Raw genomic sequence first — 23,308 nt, 5'->3', positions numbered from 1 at the left:
CGAAACGCGGATCAGCAGGCTTGTGTTCATGACAGAAGCAGTGCGTTTGGACGCGGTGAGCAAGGTGTTCGGCAGGGGCCAGGGCTCTGTGGCCGCCCTGCGCGAGGTGACAGTCGGCATTCCCAGGGGAACGTTCACCGCCGTCATGGGCCCGTCCGGCTCGGGCAAGAGCACGTTTCTGCACTGCGCGGCCGGGCTTGACGTGCCCAGCTCGGGATCGGTGCGGCTGGGCGACACCGCGCTGGCGGGCATGGACGAGAACGCCCTGACCAAGCTGCGGCGCGAGCGCGTCGGCTTTGTGTTCCAGGCGTTCAACCTGGTCTCCGCGCTGACCGTGACCGAGAACATCACGCTGCCGCTCATGCTGGCCGGCGCCCGGGTCGATCGGGCCTGGCTGGACGAGATCCTGCACCGGGTGGGCCTCGCCGGACGCGCCGGCCACCGCCCGGCTCAGCTTTCCGGCGGGCAGCAGCAGCGGGTCGCGCTCGCCCGGGCACTGGTCACCAGGCCGGAGGTGGTGTTCGGCGACGAACCGACCGGCGCGCTGGACACCATGACCGCCCGCGACGTGCTGACGCTGCTGCGGGAGGTCGTCTCGGCGCTCGGCCAGACCGTGGTGATGGTGACCCACGACCCGGTGGCGGCCTCGTACGCCGACACCGTTCTCTTCCTGGCCGACGGCCGAATCGTAGACGCGATGACGGGCCCGAGCGCCGACATGGTGGCCGAGCGCATGACCCGACTGGGGGCGTGGAACTGATGATGTCCTTCGCATGGAAGACGCTCCGGCATCGCAAGGCCGGATTCGCGGGCGCGTTCGTGGCCCTGCTGTGCGCCGCCGCGCTGGTGACCGCATGCGGGATGCTGCTGGAGACCGGCCTGCGCGGCAGCGTGGCACCCGAGCGGTACGCCGGCACGCCGGTGATCGTGGCAGGCGACCAGTACGCCCGGATGACCAAGAAGAGCGGCAAGGAGAAAGCCAAAATCCTCTCCGAGCGCCGGTGGATCTCCGCCTCTCTCGCGGAGGAGATCGGGCGCATCCCCGGCGTCACGAAGGTCGTCACCGAGGTGACCTTCCCGTACGCCGGCTTCACCGCCCACGGATGGGAGTCGGCCGCGCTCACCCCCTTCACTCTCGCCCAGGGCCGCGCACCCAGCGCCGCGGACGAAGTGGTCGTGGATGCCCGCCACTCCGGCCGGGCGATTCCCGGGTACCGCGTCGTCGGAGTGACCGCCCAGGCCCTGCCCAACCAGGACACGATCTTCTTCTCCACCGACACCGCCCGCCGGCTGGCCGGGCACGCCGGGCAGGTGACCGCCATCGGCGTGTTTCCCAGGGTCGACGTCGCCGTGCCGGGCGCGGTCACGTACACCGGCGACGAGCGCGGCGCGGTCGAGTTCCCCGACGCGGAGAACGCCCGGATCAGACTCATCAGCCTGGGCGGCGCACTCGGTGGCACCTCCCTGCTCGTGGCGATCCTGGTCGTCGTGGGCACGTTCGCCCTGTCGATGCAGCAGCGCAGGAGTGAGATCGCTCTGATCCGCGCCGTCGGTGCCACGCCACGCCAGGCCAGGCACCTCATCGGCCGGGAGGCCCTGCTCATCAGCATGATCGCCGGACTGATCGGCTCCGGTTCCGGAATTCTGCTGGGGTTTTGGCTCCGGGCCGTGTTCGTCGACCTGGGTGCCGTGCCGGACAACCTGCGACTGGTCCTCAGCCCGTTCCCGTCGATCGTCGCGGCGTTGACCACACTGGTGGCCGCGTGGGTCGCGGCGCGCATCTCCGTTCGGCGTGCCACCACGATCAGGCCGGTGGAGGCGCTGGGCGAGACGGCGATGCCGACGGCCCGACTCCCGTGGGTCCGGCTGGTCGCCGGCCTGCTCGTCACGGCCGGCGCCGTCACGCTGACGATCGTGCTGTCGTCCCTGTCCACCGAGGCGGCCTCCAGCCCGGTCACCATGCTCACCGCGTTGCTGTGGACCACGGCGGTGGCGCTGCTCGGGCCACTGATCGCGCGGGTGGTGACGGCGCTGCCACTGCGGGGGCCCGGCGTCGCCGGCTACCTTGCGCGCAAGAACCTTCGCGCGGAGACCGGGCGGTTCGCCTCGCTCATCACGCCGCTGACCCTGGTGACGGCGATGACATGCACGATCCTGTTCATGCAGACCACCGTGGAGCACGCCGCCCAGGGCGAGAGGAACGCCGGTGTCAGGGCCGACTACGTGCTTGGCCCGGGTACTTCCGCGGGCGCCGTACGCGAGATTCCCGGCGTGCGCGCCGCCACCGAGGTGCTGCACACGTCGGTCAGGATCAACCTCGGGAGGTACTCGGCCCAGGCCGTCACTCCCGAAGGTCTGGCCCAAACGATGGATCTCAAGGTGATGGTGGGCTCGCTCGACGGGTTCGGTAACACGTCGGCCGCGATCAGCCGGACCGGCGGCCGATCGCCTCAACGTCGACATCGGCGACGAACTGCGGCTGGTGCTCGGCGACGGCACCCCCGCCACGGCACAGGTCGCCGCGATCTACGCCCGTGGCCTCGGCTTCGGCGATCTGACCCTGCCCCACCGCCTCGTCGTGGGCCACGTTGACGACCCACGCGGCACCGTGCTGGTCGCCGGCGGCAACCGCGAGGCACTGGAACGCGCACTCCCCGGCGTGACCGTGCTTGACCAGGCAACGGCCGCGCAGGAGTCCGACACGCCCAATGCGGCGGTGACGTACGTCGCCATGGGCCTGATCATCGCCTTCTGCGCGATCAGCGTGGTCAACACGCTGACCATGTCCACCATGGATCGGACGCGGGAGCTCGCCCTGCTCCTCAAGGTGGGCACCACGCGCCGGCAGGCAGCACGGATGTTGCGTGCGGAGACGGTGACGGCGACGACCATCTCGGTGCTCATCGGTACGGCGATCTCGCTGGTAACGCTCGTGGCGTTCAGCACCGGCACGACGGGGTCATCGATGCCGCATGTGCCGCCGCACACCTACCTCACGGTGGTCGCCGCCGTGGCGACCCTGGCGCTGGCGGCAACGGCGATCTCCGCCAGATTCACGCTGAGAGGCGCCGGAAAGTGACGGCCGGAGGGCTGGCGGAGAAAGACGATGCCGGCTGCGGTACTGGATGACGGCCCAGGTGACAATCCTGCGTCGATGATGAGTCCGAAGCTGATGATGCGGTACAGCACAACGGCGGCGACGGCGGTGCTGGTCTCGATGCCACCGGTGACCAGACCGAGGACGAGCGCGGGTCCACACCTCCGGGGAGCCCAAGGCGGGCGGCGGGCGTAGGTGTTCTCCACGGCATCGGGGAGGACACCTACGCCTGAGCCGACCGGAACCTGTCAGCCTTCGGGCATAGCCGACGAGTGGTGGTTGACGATCTTCCACTCGCCATTGCGCAGCTCGTAGACGTATGTGTAGCGGGCCTCGACCTGCTGACCAGTGGCAGCCAACGTGAACACGTAAACACCTGTGTCGATAGCGCTGTTCTCATCGAGAATGTTGATGTAGGACTGCTTGATTTCGCCGTGCGGCTTCTTCTCGAGGAAGTGCACGAAATAGTCGACGATCTGCGCACGGTTGGTACGCACCTGGTTCGAGACCGTCGGGAGCAGTACGGCGTCGTTCGCGTACCGGTCCGCGACCACGTTCGGGTCGCCGGTGGCCAGCGCCGCGTTCCACTCGGTGAACAGGTTGGCAATCGTCGCCTTGGTCGGCTTCTGCGCCTTGGTCGCGGTGACCTTCGGGCGCTTGGCCTCACTCGCGTCGGCCCAGGCGAACGTGGGTGCACCCACCAGGGCAGCACCGGCGGCACCGGCGACAAGGATTCGAACTGTCCTGCGCATTGCCCAACCCCTTTTCTGTCGAGTTGCTTATGAACAACTATGAGTCAGGGCCGTACAGCAACCAGACAAGGCAGGGAAAGGAAACTGGAAAGGTTGGGCCAGGGAATGTTGGCCGAGGTTTCTGTCACCTAACCGTCACGAGGAGAGATCGTCAGGCGGCGCGCAGGGTGATACGCACCGCGACGCCACCCGACGGAGCCGCGGCGAGATCCACCGTCCCGCCGTTGTCCACCACGAGTTGCTTCACGATCGCCAACCCGAGGCCGAAGCCGGACCGCCCCTGGCCTGCCGGCCCACGCCAGAACCGGTCGAACGCCCGTTCCCGCTGGGCCGGCGACAACCCGGGGCCGTCGTCCAGCACGGTGATCACCACCTGGCTGTCCTGTCGGTGGACCGACACCGTCACGACGCCTTCGCCGGGCGAGAAGTCCAGCGCGTTGGAGAGCACGTTGTCCAGCATCTGCTCCAGGTGGCCGGGCGTGGCGAGGGCGAAGACGTCCGAAGCCGGGGCGTCCAGGCGCAGCTCGACAGTCCGGTCGTCGGCGACGGCACGCCAGATCTCGAACCGCTCGGCCACCACCCGGTTGACCGGCACCCGTGCCACCGGGGCCACCTGGGCCTGCGCCTTCGCCAGCGCCAGCAGGCCGTTGACGAGGCGAGTCATGCGGACGACCTCGGCCGTGGCCCGTTCGACGTCCTCGCGGGTCGTGGGGTCGTCAGTGCCGTCGGCGATGTTGTCCAGCGCCAACCGCAGCGCCGTCAACGGCGTACGAAGCTGATGCGACGCGTCAGCGACGAACGCCCGTTGCGATCGGATCAGGGCGTCGATCGTCTCCGTGGCGGTGTTGAGCGTACGTGCCAACGTGCGTACCTCGGCGGGCCCGGACTCCTTGGCCCGCGCGGTCAGATCACCGTCGCGGAGCACGCTCGCCATCTCGTTGAGTTCCCGCAGTGGCCTGGTCAGGCGCCGCGCGAGCAAACTGCCCAGCAACGCCGCCACGATCAGCACCGCCACAGCCAGCGCGACGCGGAACAGCCAGATCTCCCGGATCCGCGTGTCGACGGGTGCGGCGGGATAGCTGATTCGTACCGCTCCCACCACCTCACCGTTCTCCGCCTGCGCCGGCACGGCGAGCACCAGGCCTTCGGCGTCCAGTGCCACGGCATGACCCCAGCGCTGCCATTCCCGGCCCGCCAACGCGGCGGAGAACGCCGCGTCGTCGCTGGCTACCGGCATCGGCCGCGGGCCGGCCGGACGCCCTCCGGCCAGCAGCACATCCATGCGCCCCGGCGTCTCCCGCTCGAAGGCGTCGACCAGGCTGTCCAACGCCTGCCGCGACGGATCGTCATCCACGGCGAGCAGCCTGGCGCCCGTCTCCGCCTCTCGACGTACCGCACTCTCGGTGTCGCTGCGAAGCTGCCCCGTCAACGTGACCGCCACCGGGATCGTGAAGCCGCCGATGGCGAGCGCGACCAGGAGGACATAGGTCGCCACGAGCTGGCGGACGATCATCGTGTGGCCAACCGGTAGCCGACGCCGCGTACCGTCTCGATGGCGACGACGTCACCCAGCTTGCGGCGCAGTGCGGCGACGTGCACATCCAGCGTCTTGGTGGAGCCGAACCAGTTCGCGTCCCACACCGCTTCCATGATCTGTTCGCGGGTGAACACGGCGCCCTGCTCCTCGGACAAGAGCGCGAGCAGGTCGTACTCCTTGGGCGTGAGCGGGACCTCGGCACCGTCGAGGGTCACCCGGCGAGCGCGTCGGTCGATCACCAGGCGCTGGGAGAGCACGACCTGATCGGTCGCGCTGTCGGAGGTGCCGGTGTTCACTCCCACGCGCCGCAGCACCGCCCGCATCCGGGCGACCACCTCACGAATGCCGAACGGCTTCGACACGTAGTCGTCGGCGCCGATCTCAAGCCCGACAACCCGGTCGACTTCCTCCGAGCGGGCGCTGATGACGATGATCGGCACCCCACTGCGAGAACGGAGGTGGCGACAGACGTCGAGACCATCCGTGTCCGGAAGGCCGAGGTCGAGCAGGACCAGATCCTGCCCGGACGCCGCCAACGCCTCGCCGCCGGTGCGGACCCAGTCCACCTCGAATCCGTACCGCGCCAGCCCGCGCTTGAGCGATTCCGCAACCGAGTCGTCGTCCTCCACCAGCAGCACACGCACCGCACCATCCTTCCACGCGCACTGCCAGCGCTCATGATCATGTGCACCGCACGCGGCCAATCAACCGCAACGGGCGTTCTTGCATCCGCGCCGGGCGGGAACTGGCGCTGAGCCGGTGAGGCTTCGCCTCCCACCGCAGGTCGGGCAGAGGTCCTTGACCCGGGCGCCGACCGTCACCACGGGCGACGGGTGATGCCCGACTCGCGGTAGGCGCAGTGGACGCCGTCGGCGTTGCGGAGTGTCACCTCCTGCGTCGCGGAGGTGACGGGGATGCCGGCCTCGCCCGGGCGGTCGAGGATGGTGCGGGTCACCGCGTCCTTGATGGCACGCACTTCCCGGACCGGTAAGACGAAGCGCGCCGACAGCTCGATCCAGTAGTCCGTGGCCCGTACGAAGACCCGGGGTTCCACCTCGGTACGGCCCACCGGGTAGTGCGCCCGAAGGGACTCGAACCCCTAACCTTCTGATCCGTAGGTGGCGACGCTGCCGGCAAGGAGCCCGGCGAAGGTCTCCACCGCTTCGGGTAGCTGGCCGTGCCGGGTGGCGCAGTACCAGGTGCGGTGCTGCTCAGCGCCCTCGATGGGCACGGTGACTACGCCGTGACTGGTGAGGTAGGGCGCGACGGTCCAGGTGGGCAGCACCGACACCGAGTCGCCAGAGGCGATCGTCTCGATCAGCAGCTCGGTGGTGATGGGTGCCGTGGTCAACCGGGCCGGGCGGGCCCGCGCGGGGATCGGCAGCGCGACCGCCGGCGACCGGCTCTGGTCGTAGGCGTCGAACAGGAGCAGATGGACGTCGACGAAGTCTTCGGCCCGCACCACGGCGCGCCCTGCCCAGGGGTGGTTGGTGGACACGACGGCGACCAGTTCGTCGTCGAAGAGTCGCTGGAGTCGCAGCCGATCCATCGCCACGTCGAGCTTGCAGGCGAGGGCGAGGTCGAGGTCTCCGGCGAGGAGCGCGGGGACCACCTCGCCGTCGGGCAGGTGTTCGACCAGCACCTCCACGCCGGGCATCCGCTGGCGGAAGGCGCGCACCACGGGCGGCAGCCACTGGTAGGTGCCGGCGCACTGCGAGGCCAGCCGCACCGGTCGTGTCCGGCCGGCTGAGCTCCGGCATATCTCGTGCGTCGCGGCCCGCACCTCAGCCAGGGCGCTGTGCGCGGCGCGCAGCATCCGCTGGCCGGCCCGGTTGGCGATCAGGCGTCGGCCGCGTCGCTCGAACAGCGGGGTGCCCAGCCGCTCCTCGAGCCGGATCAGTCGCTGGCTCAGCGCCGGCTGGCTGAGATACAGGTGTTGAGCGGCGGCGGTGAGGGTGGTGTGCCGGTCCAGTGCCTCCAGCAGCTCCAGGTCCCGCAGGTCGACATCCATAACCGCAGTTTATCGATGACATCCAGAGTCGGTATTGGATGAATAGCTCGGCTGTTCATAGCGTGGAGTCGCATGCCGGCCAAGGCGCCGGAGCGAGCCATCGACGAGGCAAGGAGTAGCGATGACGCGAGTCGCGATCATCTACCACAGCGGGTACGGACACACCCGGGTGCAGGCCGAGGCGGTGCGCGAGGGCGCCCGTGCCGTACCCGGGGTACGGGTCGACCTGATCGCCGTCGACGATCACGACCGGTACGGGGACGTGCTGGACGCGGCCGACGCCATCGTGTTCGGCGCCCCCACGTACATGGCCGGACCGTCCGCGCCGTTCAAGGCGTTTCTCGATGCCACCGCCGGCCGCTGGGCCGAGCAGCGGTGGAGGGACAAGCTAGCCGCCGGCTTCACCAACTCCGCCGGCCTGAACGGCGACAAGCTTGCCACCCTTCAACAGCTGGCCCTGTTCGCGATGCAGCACGGCATGGTGTGGGTGGGGCTCGGCCTGCTGCCGGGCAACCACACCAGCACCGGCTCGCCGGAGGATCTCAACCGGCTGGCGGGCTTCCTCGGCGCGATGGGCCAGTCCCCGGCCGACCTCGGCCCCGAAGCCGGCCCGTCCGCCTCAGACCGGCGCACCGCCGAGTACCTGGGCCGACGAGTGGCGCGGATGGCGCTGAACTGGCGCCCTGCCGCCGACAGCGCCGAGCTCACGAAGGCGGTCCCGGCGTGAGCGGCGCCCTCAGCGAGCCGGACCCGGCCACCCGCGCGGACATCGACGAGGTCCTCCAGGAGTACTTCGACGGGCTCTACCACAGCGACACGGCCCGCTTGTCCCGCGTGTTCCACCCGGGGGCGGTGTACGCCACGGCCAGCGACGGGTCCCTGACCCGGCTCACCATGGACCAGTACCTCCCCGTCGTGGCGGCGCGTCCGGCGCCGGCCTCCCGTGGCGAGCCGCGACGCGACGGCGTCGTCGCCGTGCAACTGGCCGGTCCGGCCACCGCCAGCGCCGTGGTCACCTGCGCCATCGGATCCAAGCGCTTCACCGACCTGCTGGCACTGGTCTACCTCGACGGCCGCTGGCAGATCATCAGCAAGGTTTTCCACTACGAACTCGTCCCGGAGGAGTCGACGACATGCCCTACGTGAACATTCGGGTCACCGACGAGCGGGTCAGCACCGCCCAGAAGGCCGCCCTGATCGCCGGCGCCACCGAGCTGCTGTGCCGGGTACTCGACAAGGAACCGGCCACCACCCACGTGGTGATCGACGAGATCCCGCTCGCGAACTGGGGCGTGGCCGGCCTGCCGGTGCAGGAGTACCGCCGCCGGACGCTCCCGCCGGTGGGCTGAACACGGCCCCGGCTCGCGACGGCGTACACCCAGCTGCCGGGCGGCTGGTGCGCCAGCAACGCCGGTGTGGTGGGGTTCTTCGTCAGAATTGCACTTGCCGCGGTCCGCCTCGCAGGACAAGAAGGTCAAGGCGTCACGGCTGAAGCGTTTGTCGGTGAAGGTGCGGCTGTGGCCGAGGCGCTCGTAGACGATGAGCCTTGCGCGGCGGATCCCCAGTGCCGTGCGCCGGGCGAGTTCGAGTGGATAGACGCACGAGGTCGTTACAGTAGCCGCAAGACTGCGTCACCCTGAGTATCGTCCCCATGCAGAGCTCCTGGAAGACGAACCCTTGTCGACGACTCACGCGACACGGAAGCTGACGACGTCAGAATCGCGTGCGAGGTTGCATGTTATGCCGATGTTCACAAACGCTCGACACCGACCATTGTGGACTGTGACGATCGCCCACATCCTTGATCAACAAATCGGATGAGGTAACCGTGAACACTCCCAAACGGCGGCTGCTCCCATGGGGCCTGGCTGCCCTGGCTGCCCTGGCCATGGCTCTCGGCGCCGCCACGCCGGCAAGCGCCGACGACGGCGCCGGAGGGGCGCACGCGGACGTCCTGTCGATCACAGAGAACGCCGACGGCACCGTCGTCGAGAGGCTCTTCCGGCCGGCGCCTGGCGTCACGCCGGCCGAACTGGCCCAACTGCTGACCGAAAGCGGCGTACCCAACGTCGTGATCCGCAAGGACGACGACATCACCGCACAGGCCGCCGCGTGCAAACAGGGCACCGCGCGCACCTGGGCCAGCTCGGCTACCTGCTTCGTGAAGTGGGCCAAGGAGGGTAACCCCCGGCCGGTCATCCACTTCCTCGACCGCTCCAGCGCCAAGTGGCCGGTCGGCCGCGCGGTCACCGAGTGGAACAAGGCCTCCGGCATCGACTCCATCTACCGCGCGCCGAGCGCCGGCTGCGCCAGCAGCGCTCACTGCGTGGAGGTGGTCAGCGCCAACTATGGCGCGAGCGGCTGGATGGGCGAGACCGTGCGCCACCTCAACGCCGCCCGGACCTACCACACCCACGTCTCGGTCTACCTCAACGATCACTACCACAACAACGAGACCGTCCGGTGGGAGACGTCCTGCCACGAGCTCGGCCATGTGCTGGGACTGGGCCACAACACGTCGAAGTCGAGCTGCCTGTACGCGTACGGCGCATCCGACGTCAGCAAGTACCCGAACAGCGACGACCGGGCGCTGCTCGCGCGCTTCTACTGATCCCGCCCAGGCGTAGTGCACGGCGGCACGCCAGCGCGAACTGAGCGGACACCTCGTCCAAGCCGTCTCGGCGACCCACACACGACAATCACGGCCTCGGCCACCGCGACCTGCTCGCGGTGGCCGGCGCTGTCATGGTTGCGATCCTCGCCCGGGGGGCCGGGGCAGGGCTACCGCGCCGGGGCCTTCGCCCGGGCACTACTGGTCACGGCACCACCAGAACGCGCCGAGCAACCTGCTGCTGCGGTTGATGAGCCGCCGCCAAGGGCCGTTGTGCAGCCACGGCGCACCGCCTCGCCGACCTGATGTTCGGTTCCAAGCCCGTGACCGGCCAGGATATCGAGCTTCCTCGCCAGGTCCATCAGGTGTTCCTTGCTGACGTAGGCGTCGGTCGGCTCCGCCAGGCGTTCGACGGAGGCGACCAGGGACGGCGCCTTCAGTGCGCGAGTGAGGAACGCTATGTCCGGGGCGACGTCGCGGCTGGTCTTGGCGGCCATCACGCTGCCTCCTCGACGTCGAGGCCGAACATGCGGTCGTAGTCGGCCAACGGCCGGCGTGCGAATCGGGCGTCGACGGCAGTCGCCGGGGTGCGTTGGGCGGTGATGCGCAGGTCGGCGGTGGCTTGGCGGTGGGCGGGGCCGGTGCTCTGATGCTTGGCCCAGCAGCGGTCGTGTCGGGCCACCGGCCGGCCGTCGCAGAGCACCGTCACGTGGTCGCAGTCGGCGGTGGCCTCAACTCGCCGATTACTGACGGATGCACCGGGTAGTCGTTGCCGTCCAAGCGCACGTAATGATCGCGGGACAGCCGGGTGGTCTGCCGCCAGCCGACCACTGGCGCGACCGGTGGCAGCGGCCGGCCGGCATCCCAGCATCCGATGCTGCCGCTGCTTCGCCCGCACCAGCCACTCGGACAGTTGGGCGTTGAGGTCGCCTGGTGAGGCGAAGCAGCGCCCGGGCAGGAACGACGTCTCCAGATAGCCGTTAGCCCGCTCGAGTTAGGCCATTGGCCTCCGGGTCCGCCGGCCGACACTGGATTATTCGGATGCCGAGGGTGCCGCGCGGTGTACTTCGATGTAGCCACTGGTGCAGTAGGAGCCGTGCTCGCCCTCTGGCTTACCCGGGTGACGGTCAGCCGCCCAGCGATGCGCGTCGTCGAGCAGGCGCATGGCCGTGCGGTGCTCGCCTGCGGCGGCTAGGGAATGCGCGTACTGGACGCGCAGCGCCGCCCGCATGGGTCTGGGAGCTTCTGGTCGTAGACGTTGAGCGACTGGTTGAGCCAGGCGGCGAACCCAGCGTACTGGGCGGCGAAGCGGACGACGGCGGGCCGTAGCGCCTGCGGCACCTCATGCAGCAGATCCTCGATCGCCGCCAGTTGCCTGGTGACGCCTACCAGTGCGTACTCAGGGCCGAACATCTTGTCGTTCGTTCTGGACCAGGAGATGCCACTGTTCGCGCAAGAGGTGGACGTTTCGTCTGCGCTGCCTGGTCGAGGCTCGGCTGCCTCGCCAGCGCCCCCGAGGAGTCGTCCGGCCGGTCCTGTTCGGTGGCCGGCAGCGCGGCGGCGGGCACGCCCCTGCGCCGTCTCTGGCCAGGCCGTTGTACCAGGTCGTGCCGCCGTCCGCGGTGTGGTGGTCGGGTTGGCCGACGGCGTATCCGCTGATCTCCTCCGATTGAAGTGCGGTCTTAGGGTGATTGCGGGCGTTGGCTGAACAGGTGCCGGAGCACCAGTCCTGGATTGAGGGCTCTGGTCCGGCGGCCGGGTCGCGACGATCCCGGCCACCGGATCAGCTCAGCGGTCAGCTGACGGGTTCCCTGGATTTTGTGGCTGGGGTTGGAATGGTGGTCCTGGATCGGCGGGTCAGCTCCACGTGTGCCCTGCTGTCCCGGGCCCGGATCACGGTGACGGTCACCAGGAGGCCGATGCCCGCAACGACCGCCGCGCCGTTGAAGGCGGCGGTGTATCCGTCGGTGAGTGTCTCCGCGGTCGCGACGTTGCCCTGATCGAGTCGGGCGAAGGTCACGCTGGACAGCACGGCCAGACCGAGGGCGCCGCCGATCTGCTGGCTGGTGTTGATCAGTCCACTGGCCAAACCGGCCCGGTGCCAGTCGACCCCGGTCGCCGCGGCGACGAACAACGGCGTGAACACCAGTCCGAGGCCCGCCCCGGCCACCAATCCCGGAGCGAGGACGTCGACGGCGAAGCTGCCGTCCGGTGCGGCCCGGCCGAACCAGGCCAGACCCACGCCGAGCAGCGCCATACCGGTGGCCAGCACAGGCTGGTAGCCCCACTTCGTCACCAACGCCGAGCCGAGCGTGAGCGAGATGCCAAAGGTCACCACACACATCGGCACCAGGCAAAGGCCCGTGGTGATCGCGTCGTAGCGCAGCACGTTCTGCAGGTAGAGCGAGAGGAAGAAGAACATCGGCACAACCAGGCCCCCGGCGACGGTGCCGGCCAGGTTGGCTCCGGTCAGCGAACGTATCCGGAAGATCGTGAGGTCGACCAGCGGCTCTCGCGAGCGCCGCTCGACGATCACGAACGCGGCGAACAGCACCACAACGCCGGCCCCCGAGCCGATCGTCCGGATCGATCCCCAGCCCCAGGCGGGAGCCTCGATCAGCGTGTAGACCAGCAACGTGAGCGCGGCGGTGACGGTGGTCGCCCCGGCGAAGTCGAAGACCCGGTCCGAGATGGCCGTACGCCTCTCGGCAAGTAGCGGCACCACGAGCAGCAGACAGCCGGCGACGATCGGCACATTGATCCAGAGCACCCACTGCCACCCGGCGTACTGGGTCAGAACCCCGCCCAGGACGACACCGGCCGCGCCGCCGGCACCGCCAACCGCACCCCAGGCCGCATACGCCTTGTTGCGCTCGATGCCATCGTGGAAAGTGACCGAGATGATCGACATCGCCGCCGGGGACAGGATCGCCGCCCCGAAACCTTGCACGACCCGGGTCGCGATCAGGACCTCGATCGAGCCGGCGAAGCCGCCCACCAGCGAGGCGACGCCGAACAGAACCAGCCCGACGACGAACATGCGGCGCCGGCCGAGCAAATCGGCCAGCCGGCCGCCCAGCAGCAAGAAGCCGCCGAAGGCCAGCACGTACGCACTGACCACCCAGGTCAGAGCCTGCTGGTCAGCGCCGAACGCCTGGCCGATCGTCGGCATCGCCACGTTGATCACCGAGCCGTCCAGCACGACGATGAACTGCGCCGCGCACAGCAGTATCAACCCATACCAACGGCGGCGCTCATGGACATCTTCGAAAGTCATGTATCCAGCATTCCGTTGAATCGACTACGGAAACTTTTCATCCACCCGGGGCAGGGATGCAGGACCGATAGGCAGGCAACCCTCAAACCGCAGGGGAACCCGCCGTGTGGCGTACCGGTGAGACGCCGGCCGGATACGCGCCCGCGTCGCCCCGTCGGGGTGCCGGTAACGAACGTGTCACCAGCCGCCATTTGTTGACGCTTGTCTGTCCGGTCCGTCGCGTGACCCGTTGGTCGACGTGGCTAGCATCGCCTCGTGATCGAGGAGTTGATCAGCAGGGTGTCCGTCGGGGACGACGACGCGATCGAGGAGCTGTCCATCATCGCGGACACCGATCCGGGGAGGCTGACGCCGTACCTCGGCTCTCTGCTCGACCGGGACGTGTTGTGGCCGGGGAAGTTGTACCGGGCGGCGGATAACGACGTGGTCCGTCGGGTCGTCGAGCGCATCGACGGCGGCCGGACGCCGGACCGGCTCAACCAGCTGCTGGTCATCCTGGCGCACTCTGGTCACCCGATGGCCGAGAGCGCCATGCGTCGCTGGTCGACGCAACCGCCGGCCGGCGCGGACAAGCTGTACGTCGGCGCGCTGAGCTACGCGCGGGAGGGCGGCTGGACGGTCGGCCCGGACGGCCGCCGGCGGGACCTGTGCGGCAGCACCGCGTACCGATGGGTCATGCGCGAGACACCGCGACGAGCGGACGGTCCTACCTGTCCGTGGTGTGGGTCGCCACTGTGGACGGCGGCGGACCTCGACACCACGGATCCCGCCGTCGACGCCGCGCTGGAGCACACGGGCTGGTCCGGCCGACTGGTGATCGGAACATGTCACTTCTGTGCCTGTCATACGACGCTGTACAGCCAGGTCACGCCGGCCGGTGACACGGTCTGGTGGACCGGCAACACCCGCCCGAGCTACCTCGGCTCCACCGAGGCGGAGGATCCGCCGGCGCTGGCGCAGGTCACCGATGAGGCCCGGCAGAGCCCTTATCAGGCCAGCGCATGGGATCGGGGCGGCTCGACGCTGGGCGGCCGGCCCGACTGGATCCAGGAGGCCGGACACGCCGACTGCCCCGGTTGAGGACAGCCGATGGACTACGTGGGTCTGATCGGCGGCGCGGACCTGGACGACTACGGCGAGGGCGCCTACTACCTGCACCTGCACCAGCCGTGCGGGTTCGCCGCGGTGAACTATCAGCAGAGTTGACCACCGTGAGCTCGACCGAGGGCCGCTGTACACCGCTCGCGCGTACACCCATGGCACTGTTGCCTTCGAGTCAGAGCCACGTCCATGGGCGGATGGCCGTCCAGACCCGCCGACACCAGCGCGCGCTGTGGATGAAGGAAGCGCTGAATGTCGTCCAACACATTGTCGGCGATGCCGCTGTGTGGGGCAGACAGTGGCGAGCGCTCATCCGGAACTTCCTGCCAGAGCTCCGAGGGGTCGGGGGTGGTTGAGGAGTTTGGTGACCTTCCTCGGGCGGAACCTGCTCCCCAACACCGGTAGATGGGTACTACGATCCAGGAGGCCGCTCGCAACCCCGAGTGACGCGCGGATCGCGGCATGAGCGGATGGGTCCCTGCCGGCTGAGGTGTTTGCGCACGGTTTCCACAGGCGCGTATGCGGAGGGACATCGAGAAATGGTGGTGCCTCGTACGATCAGATTCTCGAAAGGAAATAGACGGGGGTCATCGATGTGTGTGGGGAAGATCAGTCGGGCGACGGCTGCTGCCTCGCTTACCCTGCTTGCGCTCGGCTGCGCGGCCCCGGGCACCCGGGTCGGCGACGTGGAGGCGATACCCACGAGTGCGCCGGCGTCGCCCGCAGTGGTGGCGGAGCCGACCGGCCCGCAGCCAGACGTACCCCCGAACCATGGCGACAACAACGGCTGGAAGCAGCGGCACGGGCTCTCCGAAGCGGACCAGCGCACCGGGAAGAAACTCGCCGCGCGGATCCGGCCCAAGCTTGAGGCACTTCGCGCGGCGGAGGACTTCGCGCCGGCGTCCACCCAGCGAGCGCTGCTCGACCTGGGCATCAAGGCAGACGCGATCGAGGTCACCGGCATGCGGCCGTCGATCGGGCAGGAGACACCCCCACCGGGTGCGGTGTACGCGGTTCACTTCGCGAAGGTGGGCTGTGTGATCGGGGACGTGCGGCCCGAACGAGTCATGGTCGAGGTTACCGCCTCGGCTGCCGAATTTGGGTGCCTTGAGCCGTTCTCGCATTGACGCCGTCCGCGTCACCAGGCTCGGGGGCGGGCGGCGCCACGGACAAGCCGGGCCAGCCGCATTCATGACATCCAGGGCCGCGACAGAGGCGCGGCGGGAACACTTCAGGCAACGCGATGCACCCCTGTCCTGCATGAGCGCGCTCGGCGGCATGAGAGTGAAACCGCACCACGATCAGATACGGCGTAGCACCAGCGTCACGAAGCCCAGAACGTTGCGGTACCCGCGCAACCACTGATGGCGGTGCCGTCGGGCGACGGTGAGTGCCTCGGCAGCGTCCGGATGGCCGGGATTGTTCAGCGCCCACTCAGTGAGCGAGCCGATCCACGACCATTCGTAGTCATCCCACTCAGCGGCGTCGCTGACATGGGCGTACACCGGCGTCCAGCCGGCCTGCTCAGCAGCGTCGATCAGGCCGGCGAGGTCGGTGAATTCCTCCGGCTTCACATCGAGCGCGGCGAGTGCCTGCGGAGTCGGCGGGGCCTGCCAGAACCCCTCACCGACCATCAGGATGCCGTCGGCATTCACATGCCGACCGGCCAACTCCAGCGTCTCGCCGAATCCGCCGAACACGTGTGTCGACCCGACGCACAGCACCAAGTCGTAATCGCCGTCAGGCACGTACGTCCGGGCGTCGCGCTCGTGCAGCGTGAGCCGGTCGGCGAGGCCTCGTTCGACGGCAGCGCTCGCGGCGCGTTCGAGGGCGTACCGGCTGACGTCTACGCCGTCCGCGTGCCCATCGGGGTAGTGAGCCAGGGCCTGCAGCGCCCAGACCCCCTCTCCGCAGCCGAGGTCGAGGACACGGGCCGCCGGTTGCCGGTCCGCTCGGCGCAGGAGACGGTTGAGGTTGACGCCGAAGATCGGAGCCGCGATCGGGTGGTGCGAGTGCGCGATGCTGCTGAGCCGCTGACGATCCACCGGCAAAGTCAACACGAGTCCAACCGACACCCGCACTCGGATTTGCCGCGGCACGCACGCTCGGCGGCATGAGAGTGGACGGGCCCGGCATACTAGCCTCCATGCGCCAAGCGTTCGCGCACGAGGCGGTCCTCGTGCTGGAGCCGGATGGCGACATCCGGGCGCCGGGTGCGGCCATAACCGTCGCCCTCTGCGGTCACTGGGACCATCAACCGCCATGCCCGCTGGCGGCACACCACACCCAGACCGAGCGGGTCGGCGACCTGGTCCAACTCCGGACACTGTTCGCCGCCGAGCCGGACGCCGAGGACCTGGTGCGCCAGCGCATCAACGACACCCTGTCCGGCGGGGAGTTGCTAGGCCCGGACGGGGTGGTCACCCATTGGCGGCTTCGGTCCAGCGGACCCAGCGAGGTGACCGCCGAAGAGGCCGACCACGCTGAGCGCCTGACACGCACCTGACCGATATCCGTCTGCCTGAGATGCCTCCCAAGCCAGCCCAATCCGACCGGGCAACGGCAGAAGAGGATGTTGTTTCGGCGGTGCGGTCGGGGCGGTTGCCGCCGGGCAGGTGGGGCCGTTGGTGTCGATGACGCGAACGCGGCGTCCGGTTACCGCCAGACGGCTGTCCCTTTGTCGGCCAGGCTTTCCGTCATGAACAACGCACTTGACGGCAAGGTAGCTCTGGTTACTGGTGGTGGCCGTGGCATCGGCGCTGCAGTGGCATTGCGCCTGGCTAAGGAGGGCGCCGATGTGGCGCTGACGTTCCAGCAGAACCAGCAACGCGCCGACGACGTGGTGGACCAGATCAAGGCGGCAGGACGGCGAGCAATCGCGGTGCAGGCGGACAGTTCCGACCCGGCGGCGGTGATCAACGCCGTTGACCGGGTCGCCGGTGAACTGGGCCGGTTGGACATCCTGGTCAACAACGCCGGCGCATTCCTGCTCGGACCGCTGGAGCAATTGACTCTGGAGGAGTTCGAGCAGACTGTCGCGGTCAACGTCCGGGCACCGTTCGTCGCCTCACAGGCCGCGGTGCCCCACATGTCGGCTGGCGGACGGATCATCAACATCGGCAGCAACGTGGCCGAGCGGGCAGTCTTCCCAGGCTTCTCGCTGTACGCGATGAGCAAGACCGCGCTGATCGGCCTGACCAAGGCGCTCGGACGCGAACTCGGCGGCAGGGCGATCACCGTGAACCTGGTGAATCCAGGAGCCACGGACACCGAACTGAACCCGGCCGACGGCCCCAATGCCGACACGATCAACGGGTTCACCGCCCTCGGCCACTACGCGGCGCCAGCCGACGTGGCCGCCGCGGTGGCGTTCCTCGCCAGCCCGGACGGGCGTTACATCACCGGGGCGACGGTCAACGTCGACGGTGGCTTCACTATCTGATCATCGGTTCGCCGCCATACTTTCCACCCTTGCGCGGCCCGTCCTAAACCGGAGTCCGGCCCCAGAGCGTGACGGCACCAGCCGGCGCCTAGCGCCCCTCGGTGGCAGTTGCGAATGCGATTCCGCCGCGCGGCGAGACTGGACCGGGTCGCAGTTGCTGGGCTGGTGCCCTCTGTTGTCGGGGCGGAACCGTCAGCTGGGGCGAGGGCCGGTGGTGGCGCTCGCGTTGTTTGCGCATCTGATTGCCGCATGATCTGGCGGCGCGGGCGGGGCCCCGACCAGGAAGGCGGAACAGCGACAGCGATGACTGGTTCCGGCCCGACACTCTCCTCGGGCCGGGTATCCGACCGAAGCCTGCACAAGACGACTTCCGGCCCGGAAGGCGTTGCGGCCGATCGGTAGGACAGGGCCGGCTGACGCCGGCGTCGACCGCAGTGCAAAGCGCTCCGAGTCGACCAGCCACCTGCCCACGCGCCGCTGCCTGTGGGTGAGGAAGGTTGCGGCGTGGGTCAGTCGTCCGCGCACTGATCTGTCGATGTGAGTGCGTTGTTCCCTTGCTCAACTTGCCGAATTCGCAGTGATCCCGACCGTATCCTCATTGCCGGGATATTCGGCGTGAAGGTCGCCGTCGAACAAGCGCCAGCAAAAATCGTTCATCCGGGCAGCGGCGGGGGCATGTCTGGCGATGATGTCCGCCACGGGTGGCGGCACGGCCCGTGGGATGTCGCCTGTCGCGCATCGGCGCACAAGCTCGTTGCGGGCGACGGGACCGCTGCCGGCCGGCACAGGCGCCCCGCATACCGAGGTAACCAGCCAGTTCACCAGCCGCATTGAAGCGTAGTCGGCATCGTGGCCGGCGTTGCGGGCGGCGAATTCGCGCTCGGCGTCCGACAGGTGGAAGCGCGGTGAGGTAGCGAGCCCGAAGTCGACTAGGTAAAGCTGCTCGTCGTCGGCCCGGATGTTGCCGAAGTGTCCGTCCATGTGCAGCACCTCGCGGTGACGCAGGAAAGCCACCATTTCGAACAGCTGCCGCTCAACCACCACAGCTCTGCCGACCGGATCGCTCAGCCAGCGAGGCAGCCGGTCGGGGAGATATTCGAGAAAAAGCACGAGGCTCGCGGTGGCGCCCGCACGGGCTTCAAACCGCGCACGTACGCCCTGGTTACCACCGAACTGGGCGACGACGGCGTCGATGTCGAGGTGCTCGACCGCGACCGGCGGCCGGCCTGGCAGTACCCGCCAGTGATGCAGCAACGGAAACGATTCCGCTTCGCCAGCAAGGACGCCCTCAGTGACGCTCTGGTTCGCGGCCAGCTCGCGCCACGCACCGAAGCCCGGGCCAGCCAGGCGATACATGCCGTATTGCCAACGGGCAGGTAGGTCGAACAGGTTCGCCGTGCTGTGCGGATGAGCCAACTCCCGGTCGGTGATCGGGACCCGCTTGACGAATACGGGCACGCCATCGACGTCGGCGATCGAAGAGCCACCGCCCACTCCCACGCCCTCGAGTGACGAGGTCTGCAACAACGACGCCAGTGCGCTGTCGGCACGGCCGGCCAACAAAGCCGAAACCCCCGTTCATGACGGGCACGCCGCGTGATGTGCACCGCTGCATCATGCCATCGAGCTGCAGCCCTTCACAGATTGCCGAGCGGCCTCTTTCGGCAGTACTCGATCTTCCGTCTCTTCGCGGATCGTGGTCCTGGAGTGGGTCTGTGGATCTAACGGTGTTTCCGGCCTGACCTGCCGGGCGTTGTGCCTGGTGAGGAGGGTGCCGTGATGACCGCGACACTGAAGACCAGACCGGACGCAGGAAGCGGCCCGAGCCGTCGGCCGAGGCCAAAGCCGCGGCCGAGCTGGTGCGGGCGGCGAAGGAGCTGGTCGCACCGCCCGTTGGACGAGATCTACGCGGCGGTGTTCATCGACGCCATCATCGTGAAGGTGCGCGACGGGCAGGTCGCGAACCGGCCCTTCTACGCCGCGATCGGGGGTCACCCTCGACGGGGAGAAGGACATCCTCGGGCTGTGGGTCGGCACGGGTGGTGAGGGCGCGAAGTTCTGGATGAGTGTACTGACCGACCTGCGCAACCGCGGCGTCAAGGACGTGTTCTTCCTCGTCTGCGACGGCCTGAAAGGCCTGTCCGAGGTGGTCACGAACGTGTGGCCGCGGACGGTGGTGCAGACCTGCATCATCCACCTGATCCGCAACACCTTCCGGTTCACCTCCCGCAGGTGCTGGGACGAGATCAAGCGGGACATCAAGCCGATCTACACCGCCGTCAACGCGCAGGCTGCCAGGGCGGCGTTCGATGACCTGGCCGACAAGTGGGGCGGGCGGTATCCGGCGGTGATCCGGCTGTGGGACAACGCCTGGGCGGAGTTCATTCCGATCCTGGACTACGACGTGGAAATCCGGCGGGTGATCTGCTGGACCAACGGGTCGAGTCGTTCAATGCCCGCTACCGGCGGGCGGTGAAGGCCTGGTGGCCACTTCCCGAACGAGTAGGCCGCGTTGGAGTGTCTGCACCTGGTGACCGGTCCCTGGACCCCACCGGAGCAGGCCGAACCCGATGGACGATGCGCTGGAAACCCGCCCTGAACGCCTTCGCCATCACCTTCAGCGACCGCTTCCCAGCCGCTGGAACCTACTAACCAAGATCGCCGGAAACACCCTGAGCGAGACAGGCCCGGTTCGGGTGCCCGTCCGCGGGCGTGGCCTTTTGGGTGCCGTGGCTACCGTGTCGGTGTGGATGCCGATGTAGTGGTGGTCGGGGCTGGTGCGGCCGGGCTCGCCGCGGCCAGGCGGCTGGGTGAGGCCGGCAAGCGGGCGGTGGTGTTGGAAGCACGCTCTCGGATCGGGGGCCGGGTTCACACTGATCGGGATTTCGCCGGGTTTCCGGTCGAGCGAGGCGCGGAGTTGCTGCACGGCTCACGCAGCCCGTCGCGACTGTTGGCGGACGCCGCTGGCCTGACCGTGCTGCCGGCGATGTCAATGTGGCGCGCTCGTGTCGTCGACGAGGGCCGGGTGCGGCGGTTGTTGCCGTGGCTGTTGCCGACGATGGGACGGTACGCAAGTCTGGCGCGGACCGTCCGCTCGGGGAACATCGACCCCGACGTGTCGCTCGGTGAGCTGCTGCGGAACCGCGGCGCTGACGGACGACTCGGCCGTCTGGCGGTCGGCGTGGCCAATGACGCGTGCACCGACCTGGACGGCTTGAGCGTGCGCTACCTGGCGCGGGTGATGGCCAATGGCGAGGAGACCGGTCGGCATTCGCGTGTCGCGGAGGGCTACGACCGGCTTCTTGACTACGTCGCCGCCGGCTGCGTGATTGTCCGAGACGCCCCGGTCACTGCGGTGCGCTGGATGCGCGATGGCGTCCGGGTCGAGGCCGACCGCTGCTACCACGCGCGCCGAGCGATCATTACCGTGCCGCTCGGCGTGCTCAAGGTCGGCATGGTGCGGTTCGATCCACCGCTGCCGCCCGCGAAAGGCAAGGCAATCGCCAGGTTGGCTATGCATCCAGGCATCAAGGTGCTGTTGCGCTTCACCAGCCGGCTGTGGCCGGCCGGCGCCAGCTACGTCCTGCTCGACGAGGACATTCCCGTGGTCTGGCCGGCCTACGCCGACACGCCGGTGCTGACGGCGTTCGTCATGGGACCAAAAGCAGCGGCCCTGCGCCCACCGCCGGGTCCAGTCGAGCGGGTGGTGTCCGCGCTGGTTCGGGTCTGGGGCGAACGAGTACGCCGCGCCCTGGCCGACGCCCAGGTAGTCGACTGGGGCACGGACCCATGGACCCTGGGTGGTTACTCATCCGAGCCGCCTGGCACTGGTCATCAACGCGCCGCGCTCGCCGCGCCGTGCGGGCCGCTGCACTTCGCCGGTGAAGCCACCGACGACGTCGCGCCAGGCACCGTCGGCGGCGCCCTCCGCTCCGGCGGACGTGCTGCCGACGAGATTGTCCAGCTCGACAGCGCAGCCGCACCCCGATAGCTCCCGATGCGCGCTCATCGGTAGCTCAGAATGCCCGGGCGTCGCGGAGCGCCGACTACCCACAGTGAGGGGTGACGCGCGGCTGGCGCGCCCCCGGGTGCGATCCGGATCACTGATCGGCGGTGTCCTGGGTGGAGTTGCGGCAACTGGTGGCAGCGAACCAGTACGGGTGGCAGTGTCGACCTCCGCGGCCACCTGACGTAATGCCGCTATCACCGCACCCCGGGCTGGTGACCCCGAAGGTTTGAGCTACAGCGCGGCGCGGGCCTCGTAGACAGCGATCACGATCTGAACGCGGTCGCGGGCGTGCAGCTTGGCGAGGATGTGCCGCATGTGCGTCTTCACCGTCCACTCGCTACCACCCGCCGGGCGCCGATCTCCTCGCTGGTGAGCCCGCGGCGACCGGGTCGGCGATCTCGCGTTCGCAGGGGGGTCAGCGTGTCGAGGCCGCAGACGCCCGCCGCCGGGTGAGCGTGTCGCTTGATGACGCGCCGGGTGACGGCTGGGCCGAGCCGGGCGTGCCCGGCCGCCACCACGCGGACGGCACGCCGCAGGTCGCCCGGTGGCGCGTTCTTGAGCAGGAAGCCGCTGGCACCGGCCCGTAGTGCGGCAAATACGTACTCGTCGAGGTCGAACGTCGTCTGCACCACCACCCTCGAGCCACTCTGGCCGGCGCGACGTACACCGTGTCCTTGCGGCCGGACGACTCCGGCGACGGCGGCCGCCCGTCGACGGCAGTCACCGCAAACGCGCGTTGTGGATGTGGAAGTTGTGCGGCACGCCCTGATTGTTGATGATCACCCACCGCTCGGTCACCCACCGTGGGCACCACATCGCCGATGCGGGCCATGTCCGCCGTCCTACCGTTGATCGTGAAGTCGCCGAGGCGGAAGCGGCGTTCCGCACCGGCACCGCCCGCCCGTACCGGGACACCCGAACGGCAGTTCGGTCACCGGCACCACGCCCTGACCGAAGCCGTCCAACCGGTCACCTCGCCGGATGGCCCCGCACGGAGGCTGGGGTGCCGACCATCGTCGGCACCCCAGCCGTACCTGCCTTCGGGGTCAGACTTGTCAGTGCCTGGCCCCGTGGCGCCGGGTCAGTTCCGGAAATTCCACTGCTGGTTAGCCCCACCCCAGCAGCCGTACAGCTGGATCCGTGTCCCGTTACCGGTGCCGCCGGCATCGAGGCACAACCCTGACTGCGCGCTGGTGATGGTGCCGTTGTTGACGTTCCACTGCTGGTTCGCGCCGCCCTGGCAGTCCCAGAGGACCACCGGGGTGCCGTTGCTGGTGCCCCCACCTGAGGGGGCCAGACACTTGCCGTTCACCGTCAGTTGCCTGCTCGATGTGTGGGTGAACCGCTGGTTAGAGCCACCCCAGCAGTCGTACAACTGGAGCTGGGTGCCGTTGGTGGTGCTCGCGTTCGGGACGTCGAGACACCGGCCGGACTGCTGACCCACGATCATCTGGCCGGTACCGGGCGGTGG

General features: G+C 68.7%; 24 protein-coding genes and 2 pseudogenes. 13 read left to right on the top strand and 13 right to left on the bottom strand.

Annotated features, from left to right (window positions below):
* The first annotated feature begins 28 nt into the window (after positions 1-28).
* Genes E1166_RS01995 through E1166_RS31370 form a run of 3 tightly spaced genes read left to right on the top strand, consistent with a single transcriptional unit; the run spans position 29 to position 3,079 of the window.
* Positions 29-760, top strand: a complete 732-nt coding sequence (locus E1166_RS01995; protein ID WP_132335228.1) for an ABC transporter ATP-binding protein — start codon at positions 29-31, stop codon at positions 758-760.
* Positions 760-2,592, top strand: coding sequence for an ABC transporter permease (locus E1166_RS01990; protein WP_207913934.1), 1,833 nt, complete (start codon positions 760-762; stop codon positions 2,590-2,592). The genes E1166_RS01995 and E1166_RS01990 overlap by 1 nt, the downstream gene beginning before the upstream one ends.
* Entirely contained in the window at positions 2,579-3,079 is a 501-nt protein-coding gene (locus E1166_RS31370) for an FtsX-like permease family protein (protein WP_207913932.1), read from the top strand. The genes E1166_RS01990 and E1166_RS31370 overlap by 14 nt, the downstream gene beginning before the upstream one ends.
* A 266-nt stretch (positions 3,080-3,345) precedes the next feature.
* Here E1166_RS31370 and E1166_RS01980 read toward each other — a convergent pair whose 3' ends face one another.
* The 5 genes from E1166_RS01980 to E1166_RS01960 all read right to left on the bottom strand — a co-directional run bounded on the left by E1166_RS01980 (position 3,346) and on the right by E1166_RS01960 (position 7,397).
* On the bottom strand, positions 3,346-3,798 hold the full coding sequence (locus tag E1166_RS01980) for an SgcJ/EcaC family oxidoreductase (RefSeq protein WP_207913930.1): 453 nt from the start codon (positions 3,796-3,798) through the stop codon (positions 3,346-3,348).
* 202 nt (positions 3,799-4,000) lie between these two features.
* Positions 4,001-5,362 carry a HAMP domain-containing sensor histidine kinase gene (locus E1166_RS01975; protein ID WP_207913929.1) on the bottom strand — a complete coding sequence of 454 codons (1,362 nt, stop codon included), beginning with the start codon at positions 5,360-5,362 and terminating at the stop codon, positions 4,001-4,003.
* Positions 5,359-6,030, bottom strand: a complete 672-nt coding sequence (locus tag E1166_RS01970; RefSeq protein ID WP_132335223.1) for a response regulator transcription factor — start codon at positions 6,028-6,030, stop codon at positions 5,359-5,361. Before E1166_RS01970 ends, E1166_RS01975 begins: the two co-directional genes overlap by 4 nt.
* Positions 6,031-6,203: 173 nt before the next feature.
* Positions 6,204-6,455 carry a hypothetical protein gene (locus E1166_RS01965; protein WP_132335221.1) on the bottom strand — a complete coding sequence of 84 codons (252 nt, stop codon included), beginning with the start codon at positions 6,453-6,455 and terminating at the stop codon, positions 6,204-6,206.
* Positions 6,456-6,485: 30 nt separating this feature from the next.
* On the bottom strand, positions 6,486-7,397 hold the full coding sequence (locus E1166_RS01960; protein ID WP_132335219.1) for a LysR family transcriptional regulator: 912 nt from the start codon (positions 7,395-7,397) through the stop codon (positions 6,486-6,488).
* Positions 7,398-7,518: 121 nt separating this feature from the next.
* Between E1166_RS01960 and E1166_RS01955 the strand changes: the two genes are divergently transcribed.
* From E1166_RS01955 to E1166_RS01940, 4 genes are all read left to right on the top strand, one after another.
* Positions 7,519-8,124 (top strand): flavodoxin family protein, encoded by a 606-nt coding sequence (locus E1166_RS01955; RefSeq protein ID WP_132335217.1) that lies wholly within the window; start codon positions 7,519-7,521, stop codon positions 8,122-8,124.
* Positions 8,121-8,543 carry a nuclear transport factor 2 family protein gene (locus E1166_RS01950; RefSeq protein WP_132335215.1) on the top strand — a complete coding sequence of 141 codons (423 nt, stop codon included), beginning with the start codon at positions 8,121-8,123 and terminating at the stop codon, positions 8,541-8,543. The genes E1166_RS01955 and E1166_RS01950 overlap by 4 nt, the downstream gene beginning before the upstream one ends.
* Positions 8,531-8,746, top strand: coding sequence for a 4-oxalocrotonate tautomerase family protein (locus E1166_RS01945; RefSeq protein ID WP_132335213.1), 216 nt, complete (start codon positions 8,531-8,533; stop codon positions 8,744-8,746). The genes E1166_RS01950 and E1166_RS01945 overlap by 13 nt, the downstream gene beginning before the upstream one ends.
* Positions 8,747-9,225: 479 nt before the next feature.
* Positions 9,226-10,008 (top strand): matrixin family metalloprotease, encoded by a 783-nt coding sequence (locus tag E1166_RS01940; RefSeq protein ID WP_132335211.1) that lies wholly within the window; start codon positions 9,226-9,228, stop codon positions 10,006-10,008.
* Between the two features lie 395 nt (positions 10,009-10,403).
* Here the strand turns inward: E1166_RS01940 and E1166_RS32620 are convergent.
* The 4 genes and pseudogenes from E1166_RS32620 to E1166_RS01920 form a co-directional block, all read right to left on the bottom strand.
* Positions 10,404-10,505 (bottom strand): annotated as a pseudogene (locus E1166_RS32620) (IS21-like element ISAau2 family helper ATPase IstB); the annotation flags it as partial.
* Positions 10,505-10,717, bottom strand: coding sequence for a hypothetical protein (locus E1166_RS31700; RefSeq protein WP_243710084.1), 213 nt, complete (start codon positions 10,715-10,717; stop codon positions 10,505-10,507). The pseudogene E1166_RS32620 and the gene E1166_RS31700, both read right to left, overlap by 1 nt.
* Before the next feature lie 482 nt (positions 10,718-11,199).
* Entirely contained in the window at positions 11,200-11,421 is a 222-nt protein-coding gene (locus E1166_RS01925) for a hypothetical protein (RefSeq protein ID WP_132335209.1), read from the bottom strand.
* Positions 11,422-11,803: 382 nt separating this feature from the next.
* On the bottom strand, positions 11,804-13,285 hold the full coding sequence (locus E1166_RS01920) for an MFS transporter (RefSeq protein ID WP_132335207.1): 1,482 nt from the start codon (positions 13,283-13,285) through the stop codon (positions 11,804-11,806).
* Positions 13,286-13,540: 255 nt separating this feature from the next.
* On the opposite strand from E1166_RS01920, the gene E1166_RS01915 reads away from it, so the two are divergent.
* Together E1166_RS01915 and E1166_RS01910 are read left to right on the top strand one after the other, a co-directional pair.
* On the top strand, positions 13,541-14,365 hold the full coding sequence (locus tag E1166_RS01915) for a hypothetical protein (RefSeq protein ID WP_243710082.1): 825 nt from the start codon (positions 13,541-13,543) through the stop codon (positions 14,363-14,365).
* A gap of 749 nt (positions 14,366-15,114) precedes the next feature.
* Entirely contained in the window at positions 15,115-15,513 is a 399-nt protein-coding gene (locus E1166_RS01910) for a hypothetical protein (protein WP_243710081.1), read from the top strand.
* A 174-nt stretch (positions 15,514-15,687) separates the two neighbouring features.
* On the opposite strand, the gene E1166_RS01905 is transcribed toward E1166_RS01910, so the two are convergent.
* Positions 15,688-16,431, bottom strand: a complete 744-nt coding sequence (locus E1166_RS01905; protein ID WP_132335205.1) for a class I SAM-dependent methyltransferase — start codon at positions 16,429-16,431, stop codon at positions 15,688-15,690.
* 101 nt (positions 16,432-16,532) lie between these two features.
* Here E1166_RS01905 and E1166_RS01900 point away from each other — a divergent pair, with 101 nt between their 5' ends.
* Entirely contained in the window at positions 16,533-16,892 is a 360-nt protein-coding gene (locus tag E1166_RS01900) for a hypothetical protein (protein ID WP_132335203.1), read from the top strand.
* 192 nt (positions 16,893-17,084) lie between these two features.
* On the top strand, positions 17,085-17,828 hold the full coding sequence (locus tag E1166_RS01895) for an SDR family oxidoreductase (RefSeq protein WP_132335389.1): 744 nt from the start codon (positions 17,085-17,087) through the stop codon (positions 17,826-17,828).
* A gap of 558 nt (positions 17,829-18,386) precedes the next feature.
* Here the strand turns inward: E1166_RS01895 and E1166_RS01890 are convergent.
* Positions 18,387-19,388 carry a serine/threonine protein phosphatase gene (locus E1166_RS01890; protein WP_132335387.1) on the bottom strand — a complete coding sequence of 334 codons (1,002 nt, stop codon included), beginning with the start codon at positions 19,386-19,388 and terminating at the stop codon, positions 18,387-18,389.
* A 315-nt stretch (positions 19,389-19,703) separates the two neighbouring features.
* Between E1166_RS01890 and E1166_RS01885 the strand changes: the two are divergent.
* Both E1166_RS01885 and E1166_RS01880 read left to right on the top strand, forming a co-directional pair.
* Positions 19,704-20,480: pseudogene (locus E1166_RS01885) on the top strand (IS256 family transposase); the annotation flags it as partial.
* 94 nt (positions 20,481-20,574) lie between these two features.
* Positions 20,575-21,819 carry an NAD(P)/FAD-dependent oxidoreductase gene (locus tag E1166_RS01880; protein WP_165944214.1) on the top strand — a complete coding sequence of 415 codons (1,245 nt, stop codon included), beginning with the start codon at positions 20,575-20,577 and terminating at the stop codon, positions 21,817-21,819.
* A 341-nt stretch (positions 21,820-22,160) separates the two neighbouring features.
* Here E1166_RS01880 and E1166_RS01870 read toward each other — a convergent pair whose 3' ends face one another.
* Together E1166_RS01870 and E1166_RS01865 are read right to left on the bottom strand one after the other, a co-directional pair.
* On the bottom strand, positions 22,161-22,472 hold the full coding sequence (locus tag E1166_RS01870; RefSeq protein WP_132335199.1) for a response regulator transcription factor: 312 nt from the start codon (positions 22,470-22,472) through the stop codon (positions 22,161-22,163).
* A gap of 446 nt (positions 22,473-22,918) precedes the next feature.
* Positions 22,919-23,308 (bottom strand): ricin-type beta-trefoil lectin domain protein (locus tag E1166_RS01865; RefSeq protein WP_165944212.1); only part of this gene is annotated, 390 nt, incomplete at its 5' end.

It is taken from the genome of Micromonospora sp. KC213 (assembly GCF_004348325.1).
GTDB lineage: Bacteria > Actinomycetota > Actinomycetes > Mycobacteriales > Micromonosporaceae > Micromonospora.
The sequence above is the reverse complement of the archived record's forward strand: the minus strand, read 5'-3'. Positions and strand labels throughout refer to the sequence as shown.

What these genes read in the sequence shown, in the direction of transcription:
- E1166_RS01995 (WP_132335228.1), top strand. Translation starts at nt 29, where the DNA reads ATGACAGAAGCAGTGCGTTTGGACGCGGTGAGCAAGGTGTTCGGCAGG.
- E1166_RS01990 (WP_207913934.1), top strand. Translation starts at nt 760, where the DNA reads ATGATGTCCTTCGCATGGAAGACGCTCCGGCATCGCAAGGCCGGATTC.
- E1166_RS01975 (WP_207913929.1), bottom strand. Translation starts at nt 5,362, where the DNA reads ATGATCGTCCGCCAGCTCGTGGCGACCTATGTCCTCCTGGTCGCGCTC.
- E1166_RS01960 (WP_132335219.1), bottom strand. Translation starts at nt 7,397, where the DNA reads ATGGATGTCGACCTGCGGGACCTGGAGCTGCTGGAGGCACTGGACCGG.
- E1166_RS01955 (WP_132335217.1), top strand. Translation starts at nt 7,519, where the DNA reads ATGACGCGAGTCGCGATCATCTACCACAGCGGGTACGGACACACCCGG.
- E1166_RS01945 (WP_132335213.1), top strand. Translation starts at nt 8,531, where the DNA reads ATGCCCTACGTGAACATTCGGGTCACCGACGAGCGGGTCAGCACCGCC.
- E1166_RS01925 (WP_132335209.1), bottom strand. Translation starts at nt 11,421, where the DNA reads ATGTTCGGCCCTGAGTACGCACTGGTAGGCGTCACCAGGCAACTGGCG.
- E1166_RS01920 (WP_132335207.1), bottom strand. Translation starts at nt 13,285, where the DNA reads ATGACTTTCGAAGATGTCCATGAGCGCCGCCGTTGGTATGGGTTGATA.
- E1166_RS01900 (WP_132335203.1), top strand. Translation starts at nt 16,533, where the DNA reads ATGCGCCAAGCGTTCGCGCACGAGGCGGTCCTCGTGCTGGAGCCGGAT.
- E1166_RS01895 (WP_132335389.1), top strand. Translation starts at nt 17,085, where the DNA reads ATGAACAACGCACTTGACGGCAAGGTAGCTCTGGTTACTGGTGGTGGC.